Source organism: Pseudomonas putida (assembly GCF_025905425.1).
GTDB lineage: Bacteria > Pseudomonadota > Gammaproteobacteria > Pseudomonadales > Pseudomonadaceae > Aquipseudomonas > Aquipseudomonas putida_AF.
In genome coordinates, this window is the sequence record NZ_CP109603.1 from 915174 (window position 1) to 939845 (window position 24672).

Below are 24672 nucleotides of genomic sequence, written 5' to 3' on the forward strand. Positions count from 1 at the left end.
CTGCCCGGAGGAGGGTCGATGCCTGGCTCGCTCACCCCCCCCGAAAATCAGGTGCTGTTGAGGGAGCAGTCAGGTGTGTATGCGGTCATTCTTCTTCGCAGATTGATGTACGTAATGGCATCGCGCAGTCCCCATCTGTAACCCTTCGCCAAGCGGCAAATTTGACAAACCTTTGTCCTTTACAAACTTCATGAAATGCCTGCCATTGGTGTCGTTCATCTGGATCATTTTATTTGTAAAATTGTCGCCCTTGTCCCTGGCGTAAACGAGTGACATGTTTGCAGGTAAGAAATGGTCTCGATAATAAGGTTTCGTTCTTGAGTTGATGTCAATGTGCTCACCCAATTCGCTGTCAGTCACAATGCCAATACGCTTGCCTTTGAGATATGGCGTATTCAAGTGTACAGTTGCTACTAAGTGCCAGCCAATTCGTTCGGCATTACCTTCGTCCTCTTGGTCAAGGATGAGATATGCCGCCAAGTGCTGATACCTTATTGGGTCTTTGAGTTGCGAAAGTGGTTCAACTATGCAGCAGATGAGGCACGTGCTTACCTTAAGTCCGTTAATGCGCTCCTGGTTGGTGTTTGTGTCAACTGCTATGATGTAGTCAAACTGGCGCTGCATCCTTGCAAGGAAGTCCTCACCTAAAGAATCAAATCCGTCAACTGGCATTGACGAAATTACTTTGTCTTTGCCATTGTCGCGGGGGTGAGATATCTGGCTTCGAAGTGAAGCTGGATCAAGTTCCTTGATGCTTGGTGTTCCAGTAATGGGGTCGTAAGTTACAGTAAGCTCTGATACGAGTTCTGATGAGTGTCCAATAATCCAGTGATCCCTTGGGGTTTTCTTTTCCTGATCGGGTTTTTTCCTTGGCATCTTAACTTTCCTTGGTTGGGCGATTATGTGTAAGTTTCCCTGATGCACCTTGGCAGGGGAGGCAAATTTGTAAGAAAACTTATGTCGTAATATTCAGTTTTCGCCGTCGCAGCTAGCCCGAAGACGTTCAATGCCATAGGCAATGCGGCTGGCATTTGTATCGAGTGCTTGTAGACAGGTCATCGCGCTATCGTGGACGTTCACTGAGTCGCGCTGACGGACCCAGGTGCTAAGCTCCTCGATAGCAGCTATCAAAGCGGTTTGATTTATCAGCAGCTCAAGGGCATCAGCAGTGGCTGCGGCCTTGTCGTCCATGTCGGTGATTCCCTTATGTCGGTGGCTGTACAGGGTTAAGGGAGTTAGTGATGTGCTGAGACTGTTCGCCCGAGGTACACTCCCGATCAAGCTGTATGGGGTATAGTCGTCTACCCGATAACGAAGCTAGTCGATAATTCATTTACACGCAAGGAGCGGCGGAGATTATGAATAGAGTTAATACTTATTCCTTGTTGGCTCAGGAGGGTTATTTAATTAGCTCCTGTCTTGCTACAGGTTTAACTGAACTCCGAAAAGCCGACGTGCACCATAAGGGGGGGCTTTTTATACGGCGCTTTTTAATTTGTCAATCGGTTTGGAGCGACTGATGAAAGCAGTTGTGATAATTGATCACATGCTTGAGCACAACATGAAAGCACCAATGACGAAGATTCTTAAGTCTTATGGTCATAACATCCTGGATCTGCACGTTACTTGCGTTGGTATTTCGGCTAAGCGAGGGATTCACATAAAGCCATATGCGGAGTTTGATGCGATTGACCAAGATGTGCTGCGCTCGCTTAACGACTTTGCCCTAATGAGTCGATATCATAACCTTGATTCGTTGAGTGCTCCGACAAGCAATCTTGATCCTCTGGAGTTCTGGGATGACATTTTGTCAAGAGTCGTCGAGGCTGATGTTACAACTCGGTGCACAGACAAGATTTTACGCGAGGCTAATTTTGTTTCGGCAGCAATCTCTGATAAAACCCACATAGATATGATGGGGCTGAGTAAGGAGCCGCTAACCCTGGAGAAAGCTTTGGCTCTCCCTGGGCTACACAAGCAAGCCGCTCGTTTTGCAATTTTCCGCCTAATCAAAATCCTTGCGCCGATCCGGGATTTGCTTAGCGGCATTAGCCAAACAGCATTTTACCATAATGGCTTCTCCAGCCCGCCAGTGCCCTTGATGGGAGAGTTCGTAGATTGGATTTGGGATGACCGCAGCTCCGTACTCAGAAAGCGCCGCTGGCCATAAGGGGGAGCTTCCGATACCAGGGATTCACTAAGCCTAGCGTGGTATTTTGCAAAGCCGGAAAACGTGAAATTTATTTCTGGACACATTGCTCTGGCAAAAGTGGCATCCGAACAGGTGGGCCAAACTATCAAGGCGGGAGCGGGAAATCGGTAAAAACCTTGCAACAGGCGGTCGAGGTTAAGAGCCATTCCTATGCCAAGGACGGGGCCTGACCTGAAAAAATGAAATATCAGAGGCGAAGAAAACCCCCGCCGTGGCGGGGTTAGCTGCGAAGGCGCTCTATCGCAGACGTAATGGCATCCGCGTTAGTGTCGAGGGCCTGGGGGCAGGCTATTGTGCTGTCGTGGCTGTTCACGGAGCCTCGCTGCCTGATCCATGTACTGACTTCCTCTATCGCTGCCCTCAAGGCGGTCTGGTTCATATGGAGCAACTCCAACGTGTTTGCTATTGCTGCGTCCCGATCTTCCATGGTCCCCTCACTCTAGGGCAGATACCGCAGCGTAGGGGCTTGGAGCGCCTTGCTCCAGTGGTTTTTGATTCTGGCCCCTTACTCCTGGGGTAGCTGTCCGGCCTTCTCCAGGGCCTCCTTCTTGTCCATCCAGGGCAGGTAATCCGCTTCTGTGAGGTCAGGGCCGTTAGGCATGTTGGATTGCTCAATCTTCTCATCTAGGACTGCGTATTCCTTCCGGAACGCTTCATGAGCCGCCTCAAGCGCGTTCAACTGTCTAACCTTCTGCAGCGTCGTGGTAATGCACTTCAACAGTTCGGCCACCTTACGGATACTTTTTCCATCTGCTAGCAGTTCGCTAACCCGCTTGTGCAGGTCGAGGTTAGCTGGGCGGCCTTTGTATGCACCGTCTGCCTTGGCTGTAGCGATGCCCTGGGCCTGACGACGGCGACGGTCTTCGTAATCTTTGCGTGCTACTACGGCCAAGATGTCGAGCAACATGCCATTCACAGCTGCAATCATCCCTTTGGTAAAATCGTCCATTCCCTCGGCGGATTTCAAGGCTGCCTGGCTGGTGCTTAGGTCAAGGGATACTACAGTCACCTTCTTTGCCGCGATCCTGGCTTTCAACAGTGCCCAATCATCTTGGCTGAGCCTGGATAACCGATCTACCCCTTCGATCAACAGCACGTCACCCTCGTGGCTGTCGTCCAGAAGACGGAACAACTGGGGGCGTTCAAGTTTGGCGCCACTGGCGTTCTCGATGTAGAAGGCTGCGATCTTATGGCCTTGCGCAGCGGCGAAGTCGATCAACGATTGCTTTGCCCGTGTCGCGTCGATGCCCGAAGATAAGCACGGATGAACATAGTAGGTTGCTCTGTGATAGTTTGGGTGTGTCACATACTGCTGTGTCACATAAGGTAGGTAAAGGTATTTAATGACACAATTTCAAGGGCGCTTTGAGCGGGTTTCCAGCCACTTCGCTTGTGGTGCATGAAGCACGCACAATTGAGTATTGGACATACACACACTCTGTATTAGGCGGGCGGACGGAGATGTTATAAATCAAGCCTGAGAAAACGTTACCGCCCCACGTGAGGTCATTTGGATTTATGTCTGACATCCCATTCCCGACTGGTCTGAGTCGGTATCTGGCCACTGAGCTTGATCTTTGTTCAATCACATCGTCATTCGAGCTTGTCGAGGAGAATGTGCACCTCCAGCTTCAGGGTGCTCGTACCACCGGCACGCAGTATGCAATGCATGGGGAAGGGCTTTACTTCTTCCTTATGAGCCTTGATGGGATGAAATTCAAGATTTACCTTGGGAGGACTAATGCACTGTCTCGCCGTATGAGGGAGTACTCCAATCCTTTTCAGCCACATTCTCCAAACGACTTTAAGCTTCAAGCGTTTCAGTGCTACCTTTCTGAGTTTTTCCCGCAAGCACGGCTTGACCTGTTTTTCCAGCGCCTGCCAAGCCCCTTGCTCCCGGCAGCTGAAGACGCTGCAATAAAGCAATATTTACCTCTGCTTAATGAGCGAAGTCAGCCGACACACGAAGCACGAAAAGCGCTTCAGGATGCATTCTCACAATACGTGCGTAGCACTTTCGAGCAACGGTTAGCATGACAATGGCTGTCTTATGGTCAAAGCACATGACGTCTCGACGTTCCAACCCCTGCTCTGTGAGAATGCCAGAAGGCCATATCGCCTCCAGAACGGACGCTGCGCAATGGACAGCCTTCCTACCCTCGAAACCTCGCGCCTGATACTCACGCCGCTGCAGTTGGGCGATGCCCCCGCTATTCAGCAACTGTTCCCGCACTGGGACATTGTCCGCTACCTGGACAGCCGCGTGCCATGGCCCTATCCCGAAGACGGCGCGCTCGTCTATGTCCGAGACATCGCATTACCCGCCATGAACGCTGGGTGTGAATGGCACTGGATGATCCGCCTGAAGACGGCGCCGGCGCAGATCATCGGCAGCATCAGCCTCTATGACCAGCCGGGTAACAACCGAGGCTTCTGGCTTGCCACCGCATGGCAGAAAAACGGCTACATCCGCGAGGCCTGTGTGGTGATCAACGACTACTGGTTCGAGACGCTTGGGCGTTGTGTCATGCAGGTGCCCAAGGCGGCGAGCAACGACAGATCGCGCAGTGTTTCCGTGCACGAAGGCATGCGCCTGGTTGGCACTGAAGCGGGGCATTTCGTCTGTGGTGCCGTGGCTAAAGAGACCTGGGAACTGAGCCGTGATGAGTGGCGTGGACGGAGGGCGGTCGTTTAGGTACTGAAGTGGCGATCTCAACGTCAGCAAATGCTTGCCTTTGCCAGTGCCTTGTCGTGATAGAAAACAGACCCTTTCAGCAAGGACTGCTTACATGTCGTCTGTACCCACGCCTCGGTCTCGGCAATTTGCCGTGTTCTGCATTGCCTGTTTCCTGCTGTCGATCAGCTACGGCTCGACGTTTTTGCTTTCTATGCTGGTAAAGGCGTTGGGTGGGGCGGCGAGCGATGCAGGGCAGGTGTTTGCAGTCGCAATGCTGAGTACGCTGCTGTCTGTGGTGGGTTCGGGGCATCTGTTGCAGCGCGTTGGCGCTGCTCGCGCTATCGCGGTTGGGGCGCTCTGCCTGGTCGTGGCGTCAGTAGGCTTTGCCTTGGTGCCCGGTCTGGGCGTCGCCTTATTGGCGTGTGGCCTGATGCTCGGGATCGGCTGGGGGCTCTTCTACACGATAGGGCCGATCATGGTTGCGCAAATGGTCGAGCCATCACGGCGCACCCACTGTTTTGCATTGCTCTCCGGCAGCATGTTGACAGGCATAGGTACCGGGCCATTGCTGGGTAAGTTCGCTGCCCTTGTGGCTTTGCCGACTCAGTTCGCTTTTTGGGTAGCGGCGTGTGCTGCCGGGGTGGCGGGGTTGTACTTCGCTTGGCTCGGTTCGACCGCTCATGGGCAGCGGCCGGCTGAGAAGGTGCAGATCGATTTGGCGTCCGCGCTCAAAGTGATGCGTTCGCGTTCAGGTTTGTCGATCCTGATGGTAGGGCTGGGTGGGGCGATTTTCGGCACCATGGGCAGTTTCCAGACCAGCTATGCCGACCGCCTCGGGCTTGATTATTCACTCTTCTTCATTGGCTTCATGGGCGCTGCGATTGCCTGCAGGCTCTTGCTGGCCGGCTGGGTTGTGAAGCAACAGCCGCTAGCGACCTCCTGGGTTTTGACTTTGATCATGGCCACCGCCGTACTGGGGTTTGATCAGTGGGTGCACAGCGCTGAGAGCTATTTGGCCATGGCCATGCTACTGGGCGTGGGGTATGGCTTGAATTACTCGGTGATCAACGGGCTCGCTGCCAACGAGGCGCCGGCAGGGCTTACGGCGCAAGCGTTGCTGCTTTTCAGCCTGTCGTATTTCATCGGCGTGTTCGGGTTTCCCTATGTCGCCAGCCAATTGATCACGCAGCTAGGTATCAACGCGATGATGCTCAGCATTGAAGGCGTTGCGCTTGTGGTCGTTGGGCTGAGTACGGGTCGATGGCTTGCTTCGCGTTTTTACAAGCCTGCTCTGGCGTAAGGGCGTTTCTCCCAGCACCCCTGCTGCTGAAAGCTTCAACATACGCTGAAATTTCGGACAGGCCAGATGATCGTCCTCTGGGCACTGCGCCGCATGCCGCAGGCCTTTGCTCATTGCCTGCAAGCGCTTGATCCGTGCATCGATTTCGTCCGCTTTGGCAATCAGCATTTGCCGATCGACCTGAAGGTCCACCAGCATCGCGCCCACTTCATCCAGGGAGAACCCTGCGGCCTGCCCTAGGGCAATCAGGGCCAGGCGGTCCGCCACGTCGGCGGCAAATTGTCGCCGCTGGCCGGGCGCTACGAGGGACTTGAGCAAGCCTTTCTTTTCGTAATAGCGCAGTGTTGACGCGGGTACGCCTGTGCGTTTGGCGACATCGGCAATGTCCATGGTGGCCCTTGACTTGAAGTTGACTTCAACTTCTATGCTGCGCGGCATGTTGCTGAACGTCAAATCTTCGAGGGGTGAATCAATGACGCTTGCCATGCTAAAAGCCGCTTTGCTGATCGGGGTCGGAGCCACCGTGGTCATGGACCTGTGGGGGATGTTGCTGCGGCGCATGGGCATCCCTACTTTGAATTTCGCCATGGTAGGGCGCTGGGCGGGTCACTTGATGAGGGGGCAGGCGCAGCACGAAGCTATCGCCAAGGCCGAACCGGTCGCGAACGAGATGGCTTGGGGGTGGGTTATCCACTATGGGATTGGCGTGCTGTTTGCGGTGATGCTGGTGGGGATGGTCGGGGAGGGCTGGCTGAGTGCGCCGACGCTGTGGCCTGCGCTGATTTGGGGTATGGCTACGGTGGTGGCGCCGCTGTGCTTCATGCAGCCGATGATGGGGGCGGGGTTCTTTGCCTCCAGGACGCCGACGCCTGGGCGTAATTGCCTGAAGAGTCTGGTTATGCACTCGGTGTTTGGGGTTGGGTTGTTCTTGAGTGCCGATTTGATTGCGGCAGTGTGAAGGCAGCGCTCGGGATTACAGCAGTCGCAAGATCAAGAGGCCGGCGAGAAGTAATGCCAAAGCAAAGCCCGCACCTAGGCTGAACGGCAAAAGCGCTGACCAAGGAGAAAAGGCTCTGGCCTTGCGCATGTCTTCGGCCAGGGCCTCTACTTCGCGATGGGATTGCTCAACCCTATCTTGAGTGGAACGGGGCATGATCTTTCCTCTTGCCGAAAACGGGAGTGCTCAGAGTTTAACCAGCAGCGCCATGATACCCGCAATGGCAGTCAAAATGACCGAGCCAGTTGCGAAGGGGTGCCAGAACGCCTCTTGTCTAAGCTTGCGCTCTTCAGCCATGAATTTGAGTGCTTCTGCAGCTAGCTTGCGATTCTCGATCTGTAGTTTGTCGAGTTCCAGATTGTCTCGATCATCTTGGAGCATCGGGAGGTGTCTTTTTGAGGGGTGGCGATAATTGTGCGCCATCAGGCGAGAGATCGGAATCGCGCTATACACCAGATTTTGTAGTCCAATTGCCAACTAAGGAAGGATCCTACTCTCGTATAGCCGATTTCCTGCTGCATCTGTAAGGCTCTTAGAAATATCCTACGCATCCCGTCGACTCCCGTCTGATTGTCCTTGGAAACCCCACCCAATAGGCTTTTACGGTCGCTGTCAGTTCAGCGATCGGGTGTGGAAGCCCGGGAACGACTTGGAGCAGTTGTCTGTTATGACAGCTGTGCGCGGGAGGTACTTGTATCTGCCGGGTTTTCCATGTGCCTGGTCTTCCACCCCGCGTACAGTTGTCACCCTAATGCGTGGAAGCAAAAGGGTGCAGCTCATGTCACATGGAGCCTGCATGAAAAAAATCGTCCCCGACCCACCCCATACCTTCGACCTGCCCCCCGGCAAATCCCTTTCCCGCGCCATCAGCGAAGGCATCGTGCCGATAGAGTTCGCGCTGATGAATGTCTCCCATTACCTGATGTTCGCCTACAGCGACAGCCGTCGAGCGCTTGAACGCATCCAGGACGAAGAAACGCGACAGCTACTGGAGCATGGCCTGCGCGCCATGCAAATCGCCTGGGGCCAGGCGGATGCCGTGACGTTGGCTGTTGAGCGCCGGCGCTGATCGAAGGTCGTCGCGCAGGGGGCTGTGCGCGCCTTTTCGCGACGCAAGGCCGCAATTGCATCATCACGGCCTTGCCGCTGCGGCATCCCCAGCATACCCCGCACCCCCATACCGCTGGCTAATCCGCTCGATCTCCCCAGACTGTTTCATGCGCACCAGCGCCCTGAGCACCCCCTGCGTCGGCACCCCTGGGTCACTGCGCACCATGCACCCCAGGTCCTGCTCCTCCAGCACTGCCAGCGTTTGCAACTGCTGCCCCGCCGGCAAGCCTTGGTTGAACCACTGCAGCGACAGCTCGTTGCTCACCGCATGCAGATACCGCCCCGCGTGCAGCTTCTGCAGGGCCAGCAGTTGGCTGCGGCTGTCTTCGCGGTGCAGTCGGCCCTGTTCGAATAGGGGTTGCAAGGTGCCATAGGCATAACCCAGTACGGTGCCGATGGCTTGTGGCGCCAGTTGCTCTGGGCGGGTAGGGTTGCTTGCGTCAGCGCCGCCAACCAACACGTCGCGCTGGTGAATCAAAGGGATGCTCCAGACAAAATTGCCCGGCCGATCATGAAACCACTGGGGGCTGACATAGCAGCGCACATCGATATCGCCGTTTTCCATGGCTTCCTGCAGGCGCAGGCGTGCCAGTACGTGATACTCCGGGCGCATACCCACTTCCCGGGCAATGGCCTGCATCAGGTCGAACAGCAAACCTTCCACCGGTTGCTCGCCTTCGACGCGCATCAGCGGCATGCTCCAGCTCTCGGCGACGGAAAAACGCAGCACGGGTGGGTCGGCCAGGCTGTGGGTGGTCCACAGCATTAGCAAGGGCAACAGTCTTCGCAAGGCACATCCTCCCTGGATAGCGCGCCAGTTTCATAGCTTAGACCAGTCGCGCAGGGTGCAATTTCGGCCCCGCTCCGCTAGCATTAGCGATCTTCCGCTCGATCAGGCTACGATGGTTTTTCGATGAGTTATCAGGTTCTTGCACGAAAATGGCGTCCGCGCTCGTTCCGCGAAATGGTCGGCCAGGCCCATGTGCTCAAGGCCTTGATCAATGCCTTGGACAACCAGCGTCTGCACCATGCCTACCTGTTTACCGGTACCCGCGGCGTGGGCAAGACTACCATTGCCCGCATCATCGCCAAATGCCTGAACTGCGAAACCGGCATCACCTCGACGCCTTGCGGCACCTGTTCGGTGTGCCGGGAGATCGACGAGGGCCGTTTCGTCGACCTGATCGAGATCGACGCCGCCAGCCGCACCAAGGTCGAAGACACCCGCGAGCTGCTCGATAACGTGCAATATGCCCCGAGCCGTGGGCGCTTCAAGGTCTACCTGATCGACGAAGTGCACATGCTCTCGACGCACTCGTTCAACGCCTTGCTCAAGACGCTGGAAGAGCCGCCACCCTACGTCAAGTTCATCCTTGCCACCACCGACCCGCAGAAGCTGCCGGCGACCATCCTGTCGCGCTGCCTGCAGTTCTCGCTGAAAAACATGACCCCGGAGCGGGTGGTCGAGCACCTCAGCCATGTGCTGACCGCCGAAAGCGTGCCGTTCGAGCCAGATGCCCTGTGGTTGCTGGGCCGAGCTGCTGACGGCTCGATGCGCGATGCCATGAGCCTGACTGACCAGGCCATCGCTTTCGGTGAGGGCAAGGTACTGGCTGCCGATGTGCGTGCCATGCTCGGCAGCCTTGATCATGGCCAGGTCTACGGTGTGCTGCAGGCACTGCTCGAAGGCGATGCCCGGGCACTGCTGGAGGCCGTGCGCAACCTTGCCGAGCAAGGGCCGGACTGGAGTGGCGTGCTGGCCGAAATGCTCAATGTGCTGCACCGTGTCGCCATTGCCCAGGCACTGCCGGAGGCGGTGGACAACGGCCAGGGCGACCGCGACCGGGTGTTGGCGCTGGCCTCGGCGTTACCGGCCGAGGATGTGCAGTTCTATTACCAGATGGGCCTGATCGGCCGTCGCGACCTGCCTCTGGCGCCAGACCCGCGTGGCGGCTTCGAGATGGTCCTGCTGCGGATGCTGGCGTTCCGCCCGGCCGACACCGACGATGCACCGAAACCGGTGCTAAAGCCGGTGGGGATCAGCCAGGCCACAGCTGATTCTGCAAACCCGGTGGCAGCTGCGGTGGTGGCTACCCAACCGCCAGTGGTCGAGCGTGTCGAGCCGGCTGTCGCGCCAGCGGTAGAGGCCCCGGCCCCGGCTGCGCCTGCTGTCGAGCAGGCGCCTGCCGCTTCCCTGCCAGAACCCGTCGCTGAGGCGCCAGCAGAAACCGCTGCACCGGCGCCAGAGCCTGTTGAAGAAGTCATCGACCTGCCCTGGGAAGAGCCCGTAGCGCCGCCCGTGCCGGTGGCCGCCACGCCCGAGCCGGTGGCTGCGCCCCAGCCAGCCGTTGCCGAGCCGCAGCACAGTCAGCCAGCGTACGACGAGCCGCCATTCGACCCGTCCGCTTATGCGGCAGCGGGTATGGACCGCGACGACGAACCGCCGGCGGACGAAGATTACTACGTGGGTGACAGCGACCCGGTCGGTTTCAGTTACCTCGATGAACTGGCTGAGCACGTCCAGGAAGAGCAGCCCAAACCGGCCGTCGAACCGCTGCCGGCCGCCCAGCCGGCCACCGGCCTGGCCCTGCAATGGCTGGAATTATTCCCACAGTTGCCTGTCTCCGGTATGACAGGCAACATCGCGGCAAACTGTACGTTGATTGCCGCCGACGGCGACGACTGGCTGCTGCACCTGGACCCTGGCCAAGGCGCGCTGTTCAACGCCACCCAGCAGCGGCGTTTGAACGACGCGCTCAATCAGCACCTGGGGCGCACCCTTAACCTGAGTATCGAGCTGATTCGCCCTGAACAGGAAACGCCGGCCCAGGCGGCCTCGCGCAAGCGTGCCGAGCGCCAGCAAGACGCGGTTGTTTCGATTGAGCAGGATCCGTTGATCCAGCAGATGATCAAGCAGTTCGGTGCCAAGGTGCGACAGGATACAATCGAGCCTGTAGAGGCCCTGGCCAATCAGGGCCAGTAACGGATAACCATGCGGCCGGCCCGGCGCCGGGCCGCATCACATGACCCAATCGAGGTATACCCCCATGATGAAAGGTGGCATGGCTGGCCTGATGAAGCAGGCCCAGCAGATGCAGGAAAAGATGGCCAAGATGCAGGAAGAACTGGCCAACGCAGAAGTGACCGGCCAATCCGGTGGTGGCCTGGTGAGTGTGGTGATGACTGGCCGTCACGACGTGAAGCGCGTCAGCATCGATCAAAGCCTGATGTCGACCGATGAAGACGACAAGGAAGTGCTCGAAGACCTGATCGCTGCAGCACTGAACGATGCGGTCCGTAAAGTCGAGCAGAGCAGCCAGGAAAAAATGGGCGGCATGACCGCCGGCATGCAGCTGCCGCCAGGCTTCAAAATGCCGTTCTGATTCACCTTTCGCGTCAAATGGGGAGCAACGGCCTTGGGGCCGTTGCTCCCTTGTTCATTCTGATCCCCCGACTTGCAGGCCTGCCTACATGAGCTTCAGCCCCCTGATCCGCCAACTGATCGATGCTTTGCGCACCCTGCCGGGTGTCGGCCAGAAAACCGCCCAGCGCATGGCCCTGCAGCTGCTCGAACGTGACCGCAGCGGCGGCCTGCGTCTGGCTCAGGCGCTGACCCAGGCGATGGAAGGGGTTGGTCATTGCCGCCAGTGCCGCACCTTGACCGAGCAGGAGCTGTGCCCGCAATGCGCTGATACGCGCCGTGACGACACGCAGTTGTGTGTGGTGGAGGGGCCGGTGGATGTGTATGCGGTGGAACAGACCGGTTATCGCGGCCGCTACTTTGTGCTCAAGGGGCATCTGTCGCCGCTCGACGGGCTGGGGCCTGAGGCGATTGGCGTACCGCAGTTGATGGCGCGGATCGAAGAGCAGGGGACCTTTACCGAGGTGATCCTGGCGACCAACCCGACGGTGGAAGGGGAGGCGACGGCGCATTACATCGCGCAGTTGCTGCACGAGAAAGGTTTGGTGGCGTCGCGCATTGCCCATGGTGTGCCGCTGGGTGGCGAACTGGAGTTGGTGGATGGCGGGACACTGGTCCATGCCTTTGCCGGGCGCCGGCCGATTTCGCTTTGATTTCAGATATTGGGGCCGCTTTGCGACCCATTCGCGGGGCAAGCCCGCTCCCACAGGTGCTGCGGTGCCTGTAAGGCCTGCACAAAACCTGTGGGAGCGGGCTTGCCCCGCGAATGGGCTGCAAAGCAGCCCCGGTATGTAACTCAATTTTCGCTAAGCGAAAACTCGGTCAGGCAAAAGGTCGGCACCCCCGCCGCCTGCAGCCGGCGCGAACCGTCCAGCTCCGGCAGGTCAATGATCGCTGCCGCTTCAAATACCTGAGCCCCGGTACGACGCACCAGGTTGGCTGCCGCCAGCAAGGTGCCGCCAGTGGCAATCAGGTCATCGAAAATCAACACAGAATCGCCTTCGCACAGGCTGTCGGCATGCACTTCGAGGAAGGCCTCGCCGTACTCGGTCTGATAACCCTCACTCAGCACGTCAGCCGGCAGCTTCCCCTGTTTGCGGAACAGGATCAGCGGCTTGTTCAACTGGTGGGCGATGATCGAGCCGATCAGGAAGCCGCGCGCATCCATGGCGCCAATGTGACTGAACTCAGCCTCCACGTAACGCTCGATGAACTGGTCGGCGACATAGCGCAGCCCGCGCGGGGATTGGAACAGCGGGGTGATGTCGCGAAAAATCACGCCCGGTTTGGGGAAGTCCACTACCGGGCGGATCAGGGCTTTGAGGTCGAAGGCTGCGCTATGCATTGTTGCGGGTATCCTGGGAAAACGTATGCGCCAGTATACCCGTTAACAAAGGCTCAGGCCTCTATTGCACCGCCGGCCAGCGCGCACAGCTGAATCGGGTCGAGGATATGCACTTCCTTGCCTTCAGCGCGGATCAGGCCGTTTTGCTGGAAGCGGGTGAACACCCGCGACACGGTTTCCACCGCCAAGCCCAGGTAATTGCCGATTTCGTTGCGCGACATGCTCAGGCGGAACTGATTGGCCGAATAGCCGCGGGCGCGGAAGCGTGCGGACAGGTTGACCAGGAAGGTGGCAATGCGTTCGTCGGCGGTTTTCTTCGACAGCAGCAGCATCATCTGCTGGTCGTCGCGGATCTCGCGGCTCATCACACGCATCAGTTGACGGCGCAACTGCGGCAGTTGTACCGAGAGCTCGTCGAGGCGTTCGAAGGGGATTTCACACACCGAGGTGGTTTCCTGGGCCTGGGCCGACACCGGGTAGGCTTCGGTGTCCATACCGGACAGGCCGACCAGTTCGCTGGGCAGGTGGAAACCGGTGATCTGCTCTTCGCCGCTGTCGCTGAGGCTGAAGGTTTTGAGGGCGCCGGAACGTACTGCATAGACCGAGCCGAAATTGTCACCCTGGCGGAACAGGAACTCGCCTTTCTTCAGCGGCCGGCCACGTTTGACGATTTCATCCAGTGCTTCCATGTCTTCCAGGTTCAGCGAAAGAGGCAGGCACAGGGGGGCCAGGCTGCAATCCTTGCAATGGGCCTGGGTATGTGGGCGCAGTTTAACTGGCTCGGACATTTTCAATCGATCCTTGTGGGAAAGCACACATAAGACGTAAGGGTAACTCACGGCGTAGGTTGTAGGCCAGCGTGCGCTATTGTGGTGCGTGCTGGCGAAGCCTCGGCGGGTGCGCGCCGAGGCCTTTCGTGTACCCATAGTGTGCCGCACAAGCCTACTTGTCCATGCGGTTGAACGACTCGCTGTTCAGATGACCCGTGAGAAGCGCTGGCGGTTTTGCATCGCCAGGTAGGCGTCGAACACCATGCATACCGAGCGCGCCAACAGGCGGCCGGCAGGCAGGATGCGGATGCCCTTGTCGTCCAGGCTGATCAGGCCATCACGCTGCAAGGTCAGCAGTTCTGGCCAGAGGTCGTTGAAGTAGCTGCGAAAATCGATGGTGAAGGCCTGTTCGATCGGTTCGAAGTCCAGTTCGAAATGGCAGATCAACTGCTGGATCACAGCCCGGCGCAGGCGGTCGTCGTGGTTGCACAGCAGGCCGCGCTGGGTGGCCAGCTGGGCGTTGGAGAGGCTGTCCTGGTAGGTGTTGAGGTCGCTGCTGTTCTGGCAGTAGAGGTCGCCGATCTGGCTGATGGCAGACACCCCCAGGCCGATCAGGTCGCAGTGGCCGTGGGTGGTGTAGCCCTGGAAGTTGCGCTGCAGGGTGCCTTCTTCCTGGGCCATGGCCAGCTCATCGTCGGGCAGGGCAAAGTGGTCCATGCCGATGTAGCGGTAGCCGGCGGCGGTGAGTTGGTCGATGGTGGCATGCAGCATCTCAAGCTTTGCCGCCGGGGACGGCAGGTCGTTGCTGTCGATGCGGCGCTGGGGCATGAAACGCTCCGGCAAGTGGGCATAGTTGAACACCGACAGGCGATCGGGCTGCAGGCGGATGACCTCATCGACGGTGCGGGCGAAGCCTTCTGGCGTCTGCTTGGGCAGGCCGTAGATCAAGTCCAGGTTGATCGAGCGAAACTGCAGGGTGCGCGCGGCTTCGATCAGGGTGCGGGTCTGTTCCAGGCTCTGCAGGCGGTTGACCGCACGCTGCACGGCCGGGTCGAGGTCCTGCACGCCCAGGCTGACACGGTTGAAGCCCAGCTCGCGCAGCAGGCCCATGGTCGACCAGTCGGCTTCGCGTGGGTCGATTTCGATGCCGTAGTCACCGGAGTCGTCGTCCAGCAGGTTGAAGTGCTGGCGCAGGGTGGCCATCAGCTGGCGCAGTTCCACGGGGCTGAGGAAGGTGGGCGTGCCACCGCCAAAGTGCAGTTGCTCGACCCGTTGTTTAGGGTCCAGATGGCAGGCGATCAGCTGGATTTCCTGCTCCAGGCGTTGCAGGTAGGGCGCGGCGCGGCCGCGGTCCTTGGTGATGACTTTGTTGCAGGCGCAGTAGTAGCAGATGTTGGCGCAGAACGGCACGTGTACGTACAGCGACAGCGGGCGCACCGCCCGGCGGCTCTCACGCAGGGCGTGGAGCAGGTCGAACGAGCCTACTTCGCTGTGCAGTTGCACGGCGGTCGGGTAGGAGGTGTAGCGTGGTCCGGCCAGGTCGTAGCGGCGGATCAGGTCGGTATCCCAACGTAGGTCGTCGAGCATGTGGGCGGTCCCCGGATAGAGCGAGCAGTGTCCGGAGTCTATGGCGGTCTGTAGGAATCTGTGTTGATTTGTATCAAGAGCCATTAGGGCTGCACTGCAGCCCGCTTCAGTGGCCCATCAGCCAATGCTGGTGCGGCCCGGGCAACGTCCACAGGCCAAACAGGATGACCAGCAAGCCGCCCGCCATGCGCACGCTGCGCCGGCGCAACAGGCTGCTGACGCGCTCCGCTGCCAAGCCCGTGGCCAGCAAAACCGGCCAGGTACCCAGCCCGAATGCCAGCATCAGCGCCGCGCTATACCCCGCATTCCCCTGGCTCGCAGCCCACAGCAATGTGCTGTACACCAGCCCGCACGGCAGCCAGCCCCACAAGGCGCCCAGCAACAAGGCGCGCGGCAGGCTGGATACCGGCAGCAGGCGCGAGGCCACTGGCTGGATATGCCGCCACAACCCTCGACCCAGGGCCTCGATACGGGTCAACCCACTCCACCATCCCGCCAGGTACAGCCCCATGGCGATCAATAGCAAGGCGGCCACCACCCGTAGCGCCAAGGCCGCCGGGCTGCTGGCCACGGCCCAGCCCGCCAGGCCTACCAGCAGGCCGGCGCAGGCATAGCTGAGAATGCGCCCGACGTTGTAGGCCAATAGCAGCCGCACGCGCCGGCCGCGTTGCTCAGGCGGGATGGCCAGGGTCAGCGCGCCCATCAGGCCGCCGCACATACCCAGGCAGTGGCCGCCACCGAGCAGGCCGAGGATCAGCGCCGAGCCGAGCAGGGGAAGCAGGTCAGGCACGGGGTGGGGGTTCCTTGTCGTCTTCGGCCTTGCCGTCGTCCGGTTTGACCGCGGCTTGGTGGCGTGGGTCCTGGTCGTCGAACAGGATGCTGTGGGCGGGGCCTTCGAGGTCGTCGTATTGGCCGCTGTCCACCGCCCAGAAGAAGATGTAAACGGCGACGCCGACAAGCAGCAGGGCGGCCGGGATCATGACATAAAGGGCAGGCATGGGCGGCTCCTGATCAGGCGGTGGCGGGTTGCGGGTGGCTGCCGGTGGCTGGTGCGCCTGGCAGCCGGGTCAGGCGCAGGGCGTTGAGGACCACGATCAGCGAACTCACCGACATGCCGATGGCGGCCCACACGGGGGTGATCCAGCCGAGCGCGGCAAACGGCAACATGAGGCCATTATACAGGGTCGCCCACAGCAGGTTCTCGAGGATGTTGCGGCGCGTGCGACGGGCCAGGTCGAAGGCCTGCACCAGTGCTTGCAGGCGGTTGGACAGCAGCACGGCATCGGCGCTGGTCTTGGCCAGGTCGGTGGCGCTGCCCATGGCGATGCTGATGTCGGCGGCCGCCAGCACCGGCACGTCGTTGACCCCGTCGCCCAGCATCAGCACCTTGCGGCCCGCCGCCTGCAGTGCTTTGAGTCGGTCTAGTTTGTCGTCGGGGCGCAAGCCGCCGATGGCCTGGTCGATGCCCAGTTGCGCCGCCACCTCGGCAACCATCGGCGAGCTGTCACCGGACAGCAGCAGCGTCCGCCAGCCCCGCGCCTTGCAGGCGGCAAGCAGGGCCGGGGCGTCATCGCGTAGGCGGTCATCAAGGCCGAACCACGCCAGCGGCCCCTGGCGATCACCCAGCAGCAGCCATTGGCCGCGCGGCTCTGGCACGGCGGGGATTTCGGCGCCACTCAAGGCGCACACAAACGTGGCCTGGCCGATGCGCAGGCGCTGGCCGTCAACCTGCCCCTCCAGGCCCAGGCCGGGCACCGTCTGCACATCGTCCGCAGGCGCGGCGGTGCGGCCGAACGCGCGTGCGATCGGGTGTTCGGAGCGATTCTCCAGCGCCGCAGCAAGGGCCAGGCAACGGTCGGCGGCCGAGGCACCCAGCGGGCGGATGCTGCGCAGGGTCAGGCGGCCTTCGGTGAGCGTGCCGGTCTTGTCGAAGATGACGGTGTCGATCTGGTTGAGGCCTTCTAGCACATGGCCGCGGGTCACCAGCAGGCCGAGTTTGTGCAGGGTGCCGGTGGCGGCGGTGAGGGCGGTAGGGGTGGCCAGCGACAGTGCGCAGGGGCAGGTTGCCACCAGCATGGCCAGGACGATCCAGAAGGCGCGGTCCGGGGCCAGGTGCCACCACCACAGGCCGATGGCGACGGCGGCTACCAAGGTGAACAGTAAAAACCACTGCGAGGCGCGGTCGGCGATTTCGGCCAGGCGCGGTTTTTCGGTCTGCGCACGTTCCAGCAGGCGGACGATGGCCGACAGCTTCGAATCATGGCCGAGGGCTTCGACGTGCACGTTCAAGGTGCTTTCGACGTTCAGGGTGCCACCGGTGACCCGATCACCGACGCGGCGCGGTTGCGGCAGGTATTCGCCGGTCAGCAGTGATTCGTCGACGCTGGAGCGGCCTTCGACGATGCGCCCATCGGCAGGGATTACCGCGCCGGGCAGCACTTGCACCGTGTCGCCGCGCTGCAGTTCGCTGAGCAGGATGCGCTCGGCGCGGCCGATCACGTCCAGGCGCAGGCACGAAGCGGGCAGCAGGTTGACCAGTTGCGCGGTGGCCGCCGCGGTGCGCTCGCGGGCGCGTCGTTCGAGGTAGCGGCCGGTCAGCAGAAACAGGGCGAACATGCCCACAGTATCGAAGTACAGCTCGCCGCTGCCGCTGATCGCGGTCCAGATCCCGGCACCGAACGCCAGGGCGATCGCCAGCGAGACCGAGACGTCCATGGTCAGGTGACGGGTGCGCAGGTCGCGCGCCGCGCCTTTGAAGAATGGCGCGCAGCTGTAGAACACGATCGGGATGGTGAGAAACAGCGCCACCCAGCGCAGGATGGTGTGCAGCTCGGGCGAGAGGTCGATGTTGAATTCTGGCCAGGTGGCCATGGTCGCCATCATCGCCTGGAACCACAGCAACCCGGCGACACCCAGGCGCCGCAAGGCACTGCGGTTCTCCCGGGCCAGCTGTTCGGCGGCCTGGTCGGGTTGGTAGGGGTGGGCGGCGTAGCCGATCTGGCGCAGTTCGGCGAGCAGGCGCGAGAGCGCTAGCTGGTTGTCGTCCCAGGTCAGCAGCAAGCGATGATTGGACAGGTTCAGGCGGGCTTCGGCGACCCCGGGCAGGTTGCGCAGGTGCTTTTCGATCAGCCAGCCGCAGGCGGCGCAACTGATGCCCTCGACCAGCAGGGTGGCTTCGGCCAATTGGCCTTCGTGGCGGACGAAGGTGGCTTGCACGTCGCTGCGGTCGTAGAGCGCCAGCTCATCCTGCAGTTGCCTGGGCAGGGCTTCGGGGTTGGCGCTGGTATCACTGCGGTGCTGGTAGTAGTGCTCCAGGCCCCCGGCGACGATCGACTCGGCCACCGCCTGGCAACCCGGGCAACAGAACTGCCGGGGCTCGCCGAGGACCACGGCGGTGAAGCGGTTGCCGGCGGGGACGGGCAGGGCGCAGTGGTAGCAGGGGGTGGGTTGGGTCATTGGGCTGTTGCCTTACACAAATCAGCTGGTTTGCATCGAACCCTGTGGGAGCGGGCTTGCCCGCGAATGCGATAGGTCAGGCATTACGGTTTTCAGGTCTGGCGCATTCGCGGGCAAGCCCGCCCCACAGGGGTAGTGGTGTCGCGACTATTTGTGTTCTGCGCCTAGCAACGCTTCATCGCCCAGCTGCAGGGTCACACCATGCTCCACCTTCTCTTCCTCGAACAACCGCCACACCTGCCCTTGCTGGCTGCCCAGCAACTCGACGAAACGCCGCCCTTCGACCTTGTCGTCCAATTGCCCGACATAGCGCCCGGCCTCGGCGCGGCTCAGCAGCACCTTGCGGTCCTTGTCTGGCTGGGTGGGCGAGATCAGGTTCAGCTCAAGCGTCTGCGGGTCGCTGTTGCCGGTCAGGCGCAGGTCGACTTCGCCGGTGAGCTCGTCGAGGTGCACGCTGGCCTTGAGGTTCAAAGTCTGCGCCAGCAGCTCACGGTCCAGCGAGCGGTTGATGCCCTTGCCAGCCTCGTAGTAGTTGTCGTTGACCAGGTTGTCTGGGTTGCGCACGGCAATGCTGACCATGGTCAGGCTCAGGCACACCGAGGTGGTGAGGATGCCGATGATGATCCAGGGCCAGAGGTGTTTGTACCAAGGGCTGGCGGCGGTGGCGGCAGGCATTGTCGATAGTCTCTCTCAGCGGATCTGTGGGCCGATGAAGCGGCTCTTGGCTTCAACCTGGGCGTCGCTGTCATCGGCGCTCTTGAGGATGAAGGTGATTTCGTTGGTGGTCGATGGCAGTTTCTCGGGGGCTATCGACAGTTGCACAGGCAGGCTGACGATATCGCCGGCTGCCACGCGGATTTCGCGTTGGCCTTCGAGCTTGAGGTCTGGCAGGCCGGCCGCGTCGAGCACGTAGACGTGGTCGCGCTGGTCCTTGTTCATGACCTTGAGGCTGTAGACGTTCTCGATCCGGCCCTGGGCGTTTTCGCGGTACAGCACGCGGTCTTTGCTGACGTCGAAACCGACCAGCGAGCGGGTAGCGAAGGCGGTGGCCAGGGCGCCTATCATTACCAGCAGCACCAGTGCGTAGCCGATCAGCCGGGGCCGCAGCATGTGGGTTTTCTGCCCGGACAGGTTGTGCTCGGTGGTGTAGCTGATCAACCCCTTGGGGTAGTTCATCTTGTCCATGATGGTGTCGCAGGCGTCGATGCAGGCGGCGCAGCCGATGCATTCGATCTGCAGGCCGTCGCGGATGTCGATGCCGGTGGGGCAGACCTGCACGCACATGGTGCAGTCGATGCAGTCGCCCAGGCCCTGAGCCTTGTAGTCGATGTCTTTTTTACGCGGCCCACGGGTTTCGCCACGGCGCGGGTCGTAGGAGACGATTAGCGTGTCCTTGTCGAACATCACGCTCTGGAAGCGGGCATAGGGGCACATGTACACGCACACCTGCTCGCGCAGCCAGCCGGCGTTGCCGTAGGTGGCGAGGGTGAAGAAGCCGACCCAGAAGTAGGCCCAGCCATCGGCTTGGCCGGTGAAGAATTCGATGGCCAGCTCCCGGATCGGCGAGAAGTAGCCGACGAAGGTCATGCCGGTGACGAAGCCGATCAGCAGCCACAGGCTGTGCTTGGCGAACTTGCGCAAAAACTTGTTGCCGCTCATGGGCGCCTTGTCCAGCTTCATGCGCTGGTTGCGGTCACCCTCGGTGACTTTTTCGCACCACATGTAAATCCACGTCCACACGCTTTGCGGGCAGGTGTAGCCGCACCACACCCGGCCGGCATAGACGGTGACGAAGAACAGGCCGAAGGCGGCGACGATGAGAATGCCTGACAGGAGGATGAAGTCCTGGGGCCAGATGGTGGCGCCGAAGATGTAGAACTTGCGCTCGGGCAGGTTCCACCACACGGCCTGGTGACCGCCCCAGTTCAGCCACACGGTGCCGAAGTACAGCAGGAACAGTACCGCACCGCCGACCATGCGCAGGCGGCGGAAGATGCCTGTGAAGGCGCGGGTGTAGATTTTCTCGCGGGAGGCGTAGAGGTCGACGGAATCCTTCCCTTTGTTGGCAGGCGGGGTGACGTCATGTACCGGAATTTGCTTGCTCATCATCAAGTCCCACGGCAGTGGAGAAATGCCGCGGCCAGTGCGTGCCGGCCGCAGTCTCGCGCAATCTGCTAGCGCTCTGCGACCCATGATACGCCTGTGATGGCGCTCAAGGGTTGCACTGCGACCTTTAGTCGCGTTGGGTTCGTGGTGTGAATCGTGATATGGCGGGTGTCAATTGATCCAGGTCATCTTGTGCTGAATTGGCGGGCCTCTTCGCGGGGCAAGCCCGCTCCCACAGGTAACCTAGGGGTGGGTTATCTGTGGGAGCGGGCTTGCCCCGCGAAGAGGCCGAACTTGCTTACTCGGCCTTAGCGGGCTCCTGCTGATGCGACAGGCTATACACATACGCCGCCAGCAAATGCACCTTGTCATTACCCTGCAGTTGTTCCTGCGCCGGCATCTGCCCTTGGCGGCCATAACGGATGGTCTGCTGCAACTGGGCAAAGCTCGAACCGTAGATGAACGCCTGCGGATGGGTCAGGTTTGGCGCGCCCATGGCTGGGGTCCCTTTACCCTCCGGCCCGTGGCAGGCCACACAGTTGGCGGCGAAGATCTTCTGCCCGTTCTCGGCATCGGCCTTGACGCCTTCCGGCAGGGTGCGGCCATCGAGCTTGCTGACCACAAAGGCCGCGACATCGGCAACGCCCTGTTCACCGATCACCTCGGACCAGGCCGGCATCACGCCGTGGCGCCCGCCCATGATGGTGGTCTTGATGGTTTCCGGCTCGCCGCCCCAACGCCAGTCGCTGTCAGTCAGGTTGGGGAAGCCGTAGGCGCCCTTGGCGTCGGAGCCGTGGCACACCGAGCAGTTGGAGGCGAACAGCCGTGCGCCCATCTTCAATGCCTGCGGGTCTTGGGCGACTGCCTCGATGGGCATGGCCGCGAACTTGGCGAAGATCGGCCCGAAGCGGGCATCGGCCTTGGCCATTTCTTTCTCCCACTCGTGCACGCCGGTCCAGCCCGGCTGGCCGTCGGCAAACTCGGCCTGCTTGTCGGTATCCAGGTACGAATAGCCCGGCAGGATGCCTTTCCAGTTACCCAGGCCGGGGTACAGCACCAGGTAGCCCAGGGCGAAGATGATGGTGCCGACGAACAGCCAGAACCACCATTTCGGCAGTGGGTTGTCATATTCTTCGATGCCATCGAAGGCATGCCCGACGGTCTCGTCGGTGACCTCTTCACGCTGGCCCTTGCGGGTCGACAGCAGCAGCCAGGTCAGTGCGAAGATGGTGCCCAGGGTCAGAACGGTGACGTACAGACTCCAGAAGGTTGTCATTGTTTTTTGCTCCCAGAAGCTTTTGCTTGCGCTTGCTCGACGTGTCGGGTGGCTTCGGGATCATCCGCGAAGGGCAACCGGGTCGCCTCGTCGAACTCCTGCTTGCGCCGTGGGTTGAACACCCACAGCGCCAGGCCCACGAAGGCCACCATCACCACGACGGTGCCCAGGCCGCGAATCATCCCGATATCCATCAGCGTCACCGTTTGCTTTTGATGATGGTGCCAAGACCCTGCAGGTACGCGACGATGGCGTCCATCTCGGTCTTGCCCTTGACCGCGTCACGCGCGCCGGCGATGTCGGCATCGGTGTACGGTGTGCCGAGGGTCCGCAGGACTTCCATCTTCTTCGCGGTGTCCTTGCCGTCGAGCTTGTTCTCGACCAGCCACGGGTAGGACGGCATCTTCGATTCGGGTACCACGTTGCGCGGGTTGTACAGGTGCGCACGGTGCCAGTCATCGGAGTAGCGGCCACCCACGCGGGCCAGGTCCGGCCCGGTGCGTTTGGAGCCCCACAGGAACGGGTGGTCCCACACGCTTTCACCGGCGACCGAGTAGTGGCCGTAGCGCTCGGTCTCGGCACGGAACGGGCGGATCATCTGCGAATGGCAGCCCACGCAACCTTCGCGGATGTAGATGTCGCGGCCTTCAAGTTCCAGCGCGGTGCGCGGCTTCATGCCTTCAACGGGTTTGTTGGTGACGTCCTGGAAAAACAGCGGGACGATCTGGGTCAGGCCACCGATGCTGACGGCGATGACCATGAAGAAGGCCAGCAGGCCTATGTTCTTCTCGACGGCTTCATGCTTCATCAGTGCGCTCCCACGACGACGATCTTGGCGGCTTCCTCGGCCTGTACCGGGTTGGCGGCACGCACGGTGCGGAACACGTTGTAGGCCATCAGCAACATGCCGGAGGCGAAGAACGCACCGCCCAGCGCACGGACGATGAAGCCCGGGTGGCTGGCTTGCAAGGCTTCGACGAAGGAGTAGGTGAGGGTGCCGTCATCGTTGATGGCGCGCCACATCAGGCCCTGGGTAATGCCGTTGACCCACATCGAGGCGATGTACAGCACGGTGCCAATGGTCGCCAGCCAGAAGTGCGCGTTGATCAGGCCGACACTGTGCATCTGCGCCCGGCCATACAGCTTGGGAATCATGTGGTACACCGCACCAATCGAGATCATCGCCACCCAGCCCAGGGCGCCGGCGTGGACGTGGCCGATGGTCCAGTCGGTGTAGTGCGACAGCGAGTTCACGGTCTTGATGGCCATCATCGGGCCTTCGAAGGTGGACATGCCGTAGAACGCCAGCGACACCACAAGGAAGCGCAGGATCGGGTCGGTGCGCAATTTATGCCAGGCACCGGACAGGGTCATCATGCCGTTGATCATGCCGCCCCAGCTTGGCGCCAGGAGGATAATCGACATCACCATGCCCAGCGACTGCGCCCAGTCGGGCAGTGCGGTGTAGTGCAGGTGGTGCGGGCCGGCCCAGATGTACAGGGTGATCAGCGCCCAGAAGTGCACGATCGACAAGCGATACGAGTAGATCGGCCGCTCGGCCTGCTTGGGCACGAAGTAGTACATCATCCCCAAAAAGCCGGTGGTGAGGAAGAAGCCCACCGCGTTGTGGCCGTACCACCACTGGATCATCGCGTCAGTGGCACCGGCGTAGGCCGAGTACGACTTGAACAGGCTGACCGGCAGCGAGATGTGGTTGACGATGTGCAGCATCGCGGTGACCACGATGAAGGCGCCGTAGAACCAGTTGCCGACGTAGATGTGCTTGGTCTTGCGCTTGACGATGGTGCCGAAGAACACCAGCCCGTAGGTCACCCAGACGATGGCCAGGAGGATCGCCAGCGGCCATTCCAGCTCGGCGTATTCCTTGGTGGTGGTGTAGCCCATCGGCAGGGTGATCAGGGCGCCGACGATCACCGCTTGCCAACCCCAGAAGGTGAAGGCCGCCATGCTGTCGGAGATCAGCCGGGTCTGGCAGGTGCGCTGCACCACGTAGTAGCTGGTGCCGAACAACGCACAGCCGCCAAAGGCGAAGATCACCAGGTTGGTGTGCAACGGGCGCAGGCGGCCGAAACTGGTCCAGGGCAGGTCCAGGTTCAGTTGCGGCCATACCAGTTGCGAGGCGATGAAAACGCCGAGGCCCATGCCAAGGATCCCCCAGACCACCGTCATGATGGCGAACTGGCGGACGACCTTATAGTTATAAGCAGTCGGACTGATTGCTGTGCTCATTCTAAGGTTCCACGGTTTTGATGTTCTTGTTGGTCGAAAAATCGGCGCCAGTATCGATAACCCCTCGGGTTACCGCAACGCAACTTTGGTACGCCGACCCGTGTCCAAGCCCGTTCACCTGTGTCCAGCGGTGGTGGGTCTGAACGATTGTACACAAATAAATAT

26 protein-coding genes and 2 pseudogenes are annotated in these 24672 nt (G+C 60.5%); 9 read left to right on the forward strand and 19 right to left on the reverse strand.

What is annotated here, in order from left to right:
- Positions 1–69 precede the first annotated feature (69 nt).
- Both OGV19_RS04170 and OGV19_RS04175 read right to left on the reverse strand, forming a co-directional pair.
- Positions 70–876 (reverse strand): hypothetical protein, encoded by an 807-nt coding sequence (locus OGV19_RS04170; RefSeq protein ID WP_264312260.1) that lies wholly within the window; start codon positions 874–876, stop codon positions 70–72.
- Between the two features lie 93 nt (positions 877–969).
- Positions 970–1191, reverse strand: a complete 222-nt coding sequence (locus OGV19_RS04175) for a hypothetical protein (RefSeq protein ID WP_264312261.1) — start codon at positions 1189–1191, stop codon at positions 970–972.
- 328 nt (positions 1192–1519) lie between these two features.
- Here OGV19_RS04175 and OGV19_RS04180 point away from each other — a divergent pair, with 328 nt between their 5' ends.
- Positions 1520–2170: a hypothetical protein gene (locus OGV19_RS04180; RefSeq protein ID WP_264312262.1), complete on the forward strand. Its 651-nt coding sequence runs from the start codon at positions 1520–1522 to the stop codon at positions 2168–2170.
- Between the two features lie 724 nt (positions 2171–2894).
- On the opposite strand, the pseudogene OGV19_RS04190 reads toward OGV19_RS04180, so the two are convergent.
- Positions 2895–3484 (reverse strand): annotated as a pseudogene (locus OGV19_RS04190) (recombinase family protein); the annotation flags it as partial.
- A 246-nt stretch (positions 3485–3730) separates the two neighbouring features.
- Here OGV19_RS04190 and OGV19_RS04195 point away from each other — a divergent pair.
- From OGV19_RS04195 to OGV19_RS04205, 3 genes are all read left to right on the forward strand, one after another.
- On the forward strand, positions 3731–4249 hold the full coding sequence (locus OGV19_RS04195; RefSeq protein ID WP_264312264.1) for a hypothetical protein: 519 nt from the start codon (positions 3731–3733) through the stop codon (positions 4247–4249).
- Between the two features lie 103 nt (positions 4250–4352).
- Entirely contained in the window at positions 4353–4907 is a 555-nt protein-coding gene (locus tag OGV19_RS04200; protein WP_264312265.1) for a GNAT family N-acetyltransferase, read from the forward strand.
- A 94-nt stretch (positions 4908–5001) separates the two neighbouring features.
- The gene (locus tag OGV19_RS04205) at positions 5002–6189 is read left to right on the forward strand and encodes an MFS transporter (RefSeq protein ID WP_264312266.1); all 1188 of its coding nucleotides are present in this window, start codon (positions 5002–5004) and stop codon (positions 6187–6189) included.
- Here the strand turns inward: OGV19_RS04205 and OGV19_RS04210 are convergent.
- Positions 6169–6579 (reverse strand): annotated as a pseudogene (locus tag OGV19_RS04210) (helix-turn-helix domain-containing protein); the annotation flags it as partial. The gene OGV19_RS04205 and the pseudogene OGV19_RS04210 sit on opposite strands and share 21 nt — an antisense overlap.
- Positions 6580–6661: 82 nt before the next feature.
- On the opposite strand from OGV19_RS04210, the gene OGV19_RS04215 reads away from it, so the two are divergent.
- The gene (locus OGV19_RS04215) at positions 6662–7147 is read left to right on the forward strand and encodes a DUF2938 domain-containing protein (protein WP_264312267.1); all 486 of its coding nucleotides are present in this window, start codon (positions 6662–6664) and stop codon (positions 7145–7147) included.
- A gap of 15 nt (positions 7148–7162) precedes the next feature.
- On the opposite strand, the gene OGV19_RS04220 is transcribed toward OGV19_RS04215, so the two are convergent.
- Complete coding sequence (locus tag OGV19_RS04220) at positions 7163–7342, reverse strand: hypothetical protein (protein ID WP_264312268.1); 180 nt, start codon at positions 7340–7342, stop codon at positions 7163–7165.
- A gap of 30 nt (positions 7343–7372) precedes the next feature.
- A complete protein-coding gene (locus OGV19_RS04225) occupies positions 7373–7567 on the reverse strand; it encodes a hypothetical protein (protein ID WP_264312269.1) in 195 nt (64 codons plus the stop codon).
- A gap of 415 nt (positions 7568–7982) precedes the next feature.
- Between OGV19_RS04225 and OGV19_RS04230 the strand changes: the two genes are divergently transcribed.
- Entirely contained in the window at positions 7983–8255 is a 273-nt protein-coding gene (locus OGV19_RS04230) for a hypothetical protein (protein ID WP_264312270.1), read from the forward strand.
- Positions 8256–8318: 63 nt separating this feature from the next.
- Here OGV19_RS04230 and OGV19_RS04235 read toward each other — a convergent pair whose 3' ends face one another.
- A complete protein-coding gene (locus tag OGV19_RS04235) occupies positions 8319–9086 on the reverse strand; it encodes a substrate-binding periplasmic protein (RefSeq protein ID WP_264312271.1) in 768 nt (255 codons plus the stop codon).
- Between the two features lie 123 nt (positions 9087–9209).
- Here OGV19_RS04235 and dnaX point away from each other — a divergent pair, with 123 nt between their 5' ends.
- The 3 genes from dnaX (at position 9210) to recR (ending at position 12370) form a co-directional block, all read left to right on the forward strand.
- Complete coding sequence (gene dnaX, locus OGV19_RS04240; RefSeq protein ID WP_264312272.1) at positions 9210–11279, forward strand: DNA polymerase III subunit gamma/tau; 2070 nt, start codon at positions 9210–9212, stop codon at positions 11277–11279.
- A 64-nt stretch (positions 11280–11343) separates the two neighbouring features.
- Positions 11344–11679: a YbaB/EbfC family nucleoid-associated protein gene (locus OGV19_RS04245; protein ID WP_008093501.1), complete on the forward strand. Its 336-nt coding sequence runs from the start codon at positions 11344–11346 to the stop codon at positions 11677–11679.
- A gap of 88 nt (positions 11680–11767) precedes the next feature.
- On the forward strand, positions 11768–12370 hold the full coding sequence (recR, locus tag OGV19_RS04250; protein ID WP_264312273.1) for a recombination mediator RecR: 603 nt from the start codon (positions 11768–11770) through the stop codon (positions 12368–12370).
- A 143-nt stretch (positions 12371–12513) separates the two neighbouring features.
- Here recR and OGV19_RS04255 read toward each other — a convergent pair whose 3' ends face one another.
- The 12 genes from OGV19_RS04255 to ccoN form a co-directional block, all read right to left on the reverse strand.
- The gene (locus OGV19_RS04255) at positions 12514–13062 is read right to left on the reverse strand and encodes an adenine phosphoribosyltransferase (RefSeq protein ID WP_264312274.1); all 549 of its coding nucleotides are present in this window, start codon (positions 13060–13062) and stop codon (positions 12514–12516) included.
- 53 nt (positions 13063–13115) lie between these two features.
- A complete protein-coding gene (gene fnrA / locus OGV19_RS04260) occupies positions 13116–13850 on the reverse strand; it encodes a Crp/Fnr family transcriptional regulator FnrA (protein ID WP_027592933.1) in 735 nt (244 codons plus the stop codon).
- A 186-nt stretch (positions 13851–14036) separates the two neighbouring features.
- Positions 14037–15419, reverse strand: a complete 1383-nt coding sequence (hemN, locus tag OGV19_RS04265) for an oxygen-independent coproporphyrinogen III oxidase (protein ID WP_264312275.1) — start codon at positions 15417–15419, stop codon at positions 14037–14039.
- A gap of 106 nt (positions 15420–15525) precedes the next feature.
- Entirely contained in the window at positions 15526–16209 is a 684-nt protein-coding gene (locus OGV19_RS04270) for a sulfite exporter TauE/SafE family protein (protein WP_264312276.1), read from the reverse strand.
- Complete coding sequence (gene ccoS / locus OGV19_RS04275) at positions 16202–16417, reverse strand: cbb3-type cytochrome oxidase assembly protein CcoS (protein ID WP_264312277.1); 216 nt, start codon at positions 16415–16417, stop codon at positions 16202–16204. The genes OGV19_RS04270 and ccoS overlap by 8 nt, the downstream gene beginning before the upstream one ends.
- Positions 16418–16430: 13 nt before the next feature.
- Positions 16431–18875: a heavy metal translocating P-type ATPase gene (locus tag OGV19_RS04280; protein WP_264312278.1), complete on the reverse strand. Its 2445-nt coding sequence runs from the start codon at positions 18873–18875 to the stop codon at positions 16431–16433.
- Positions 18876–19022: 147 nt separating this feature from the next.
- Positions 19023–19550, reverse strand: a complete 528-nt coding sequence (locus tag OGV19_RS04285) for a FixH family protein (protein WP_264312279.1) — start codon at positions 19548–19550, stop codon at positions 19023–19025.
- A gap of 15 nt (positions 19551–19565) precedes the next feature.
- Entirely contained in the window at positions 19566–20981 is a 1416-nt protein-coding gene (ccoG, locus tag OGV19_RS04290; RefSeq protein ID WP_264312280.1) for a cytochrome c oxidase accessory protein CcoG, read from the reverse strand.
- A 298-nt stretch (positions 20982–21279) separates the two neighbouring features.
- Positions 21280–22257, reverse strand: coding sequence for a cytochrome-c oxidase, cbb3-type subunit III (ccoP, locus tag OGV19_RS04295; protein ID WP_264312281.1), 978 nt, complete (start codon positions 22255–22257; stop codon positions 21280–21282).
- Positions 22254–22451: a CcoQ/FixQ family Cbb3-type cytochrome c oxidase assembly chaperone gene (locus OGV19_RS04300; RefSeq protein WP_033699345.1), complete on the reverse strand. Its 198-nt coding sequence runs from the start codon at positions 22449–22451 to the stop codon at positions 22254–22256. Before OGV19_RS04300 ends, ccoP begins: the two co-directional genes overlap by 4 nt.
- Before the next feature lie 5 nt (positions 22452–22456).
- Positions 22457–23065, reverse strand: a complete 609-nt coding sequence (ccoO, locus tag OGV19_RS04305; protein WP_264312282.1) for a cytochrome-c oxidase, cbb3-type subunit II — start codon at positions 23063–23065, stop codon at positions 22457–22459.
- Entirely contained in the window at positions 23065–24507 is a 1443-nt protein-coding gene (gene ccoN, locus OGV19_RS04310) for a cytochrome-c oxidase, cbb3-type subunit I (protein WP_264312283.1), read from the reverse strand. Before ccoN ends, ccoO begins: the two co-directional genes overlap by 1 nt.
- Between the last annotated feature and the right edge of the window lie 165 nt (positions 24508–24672).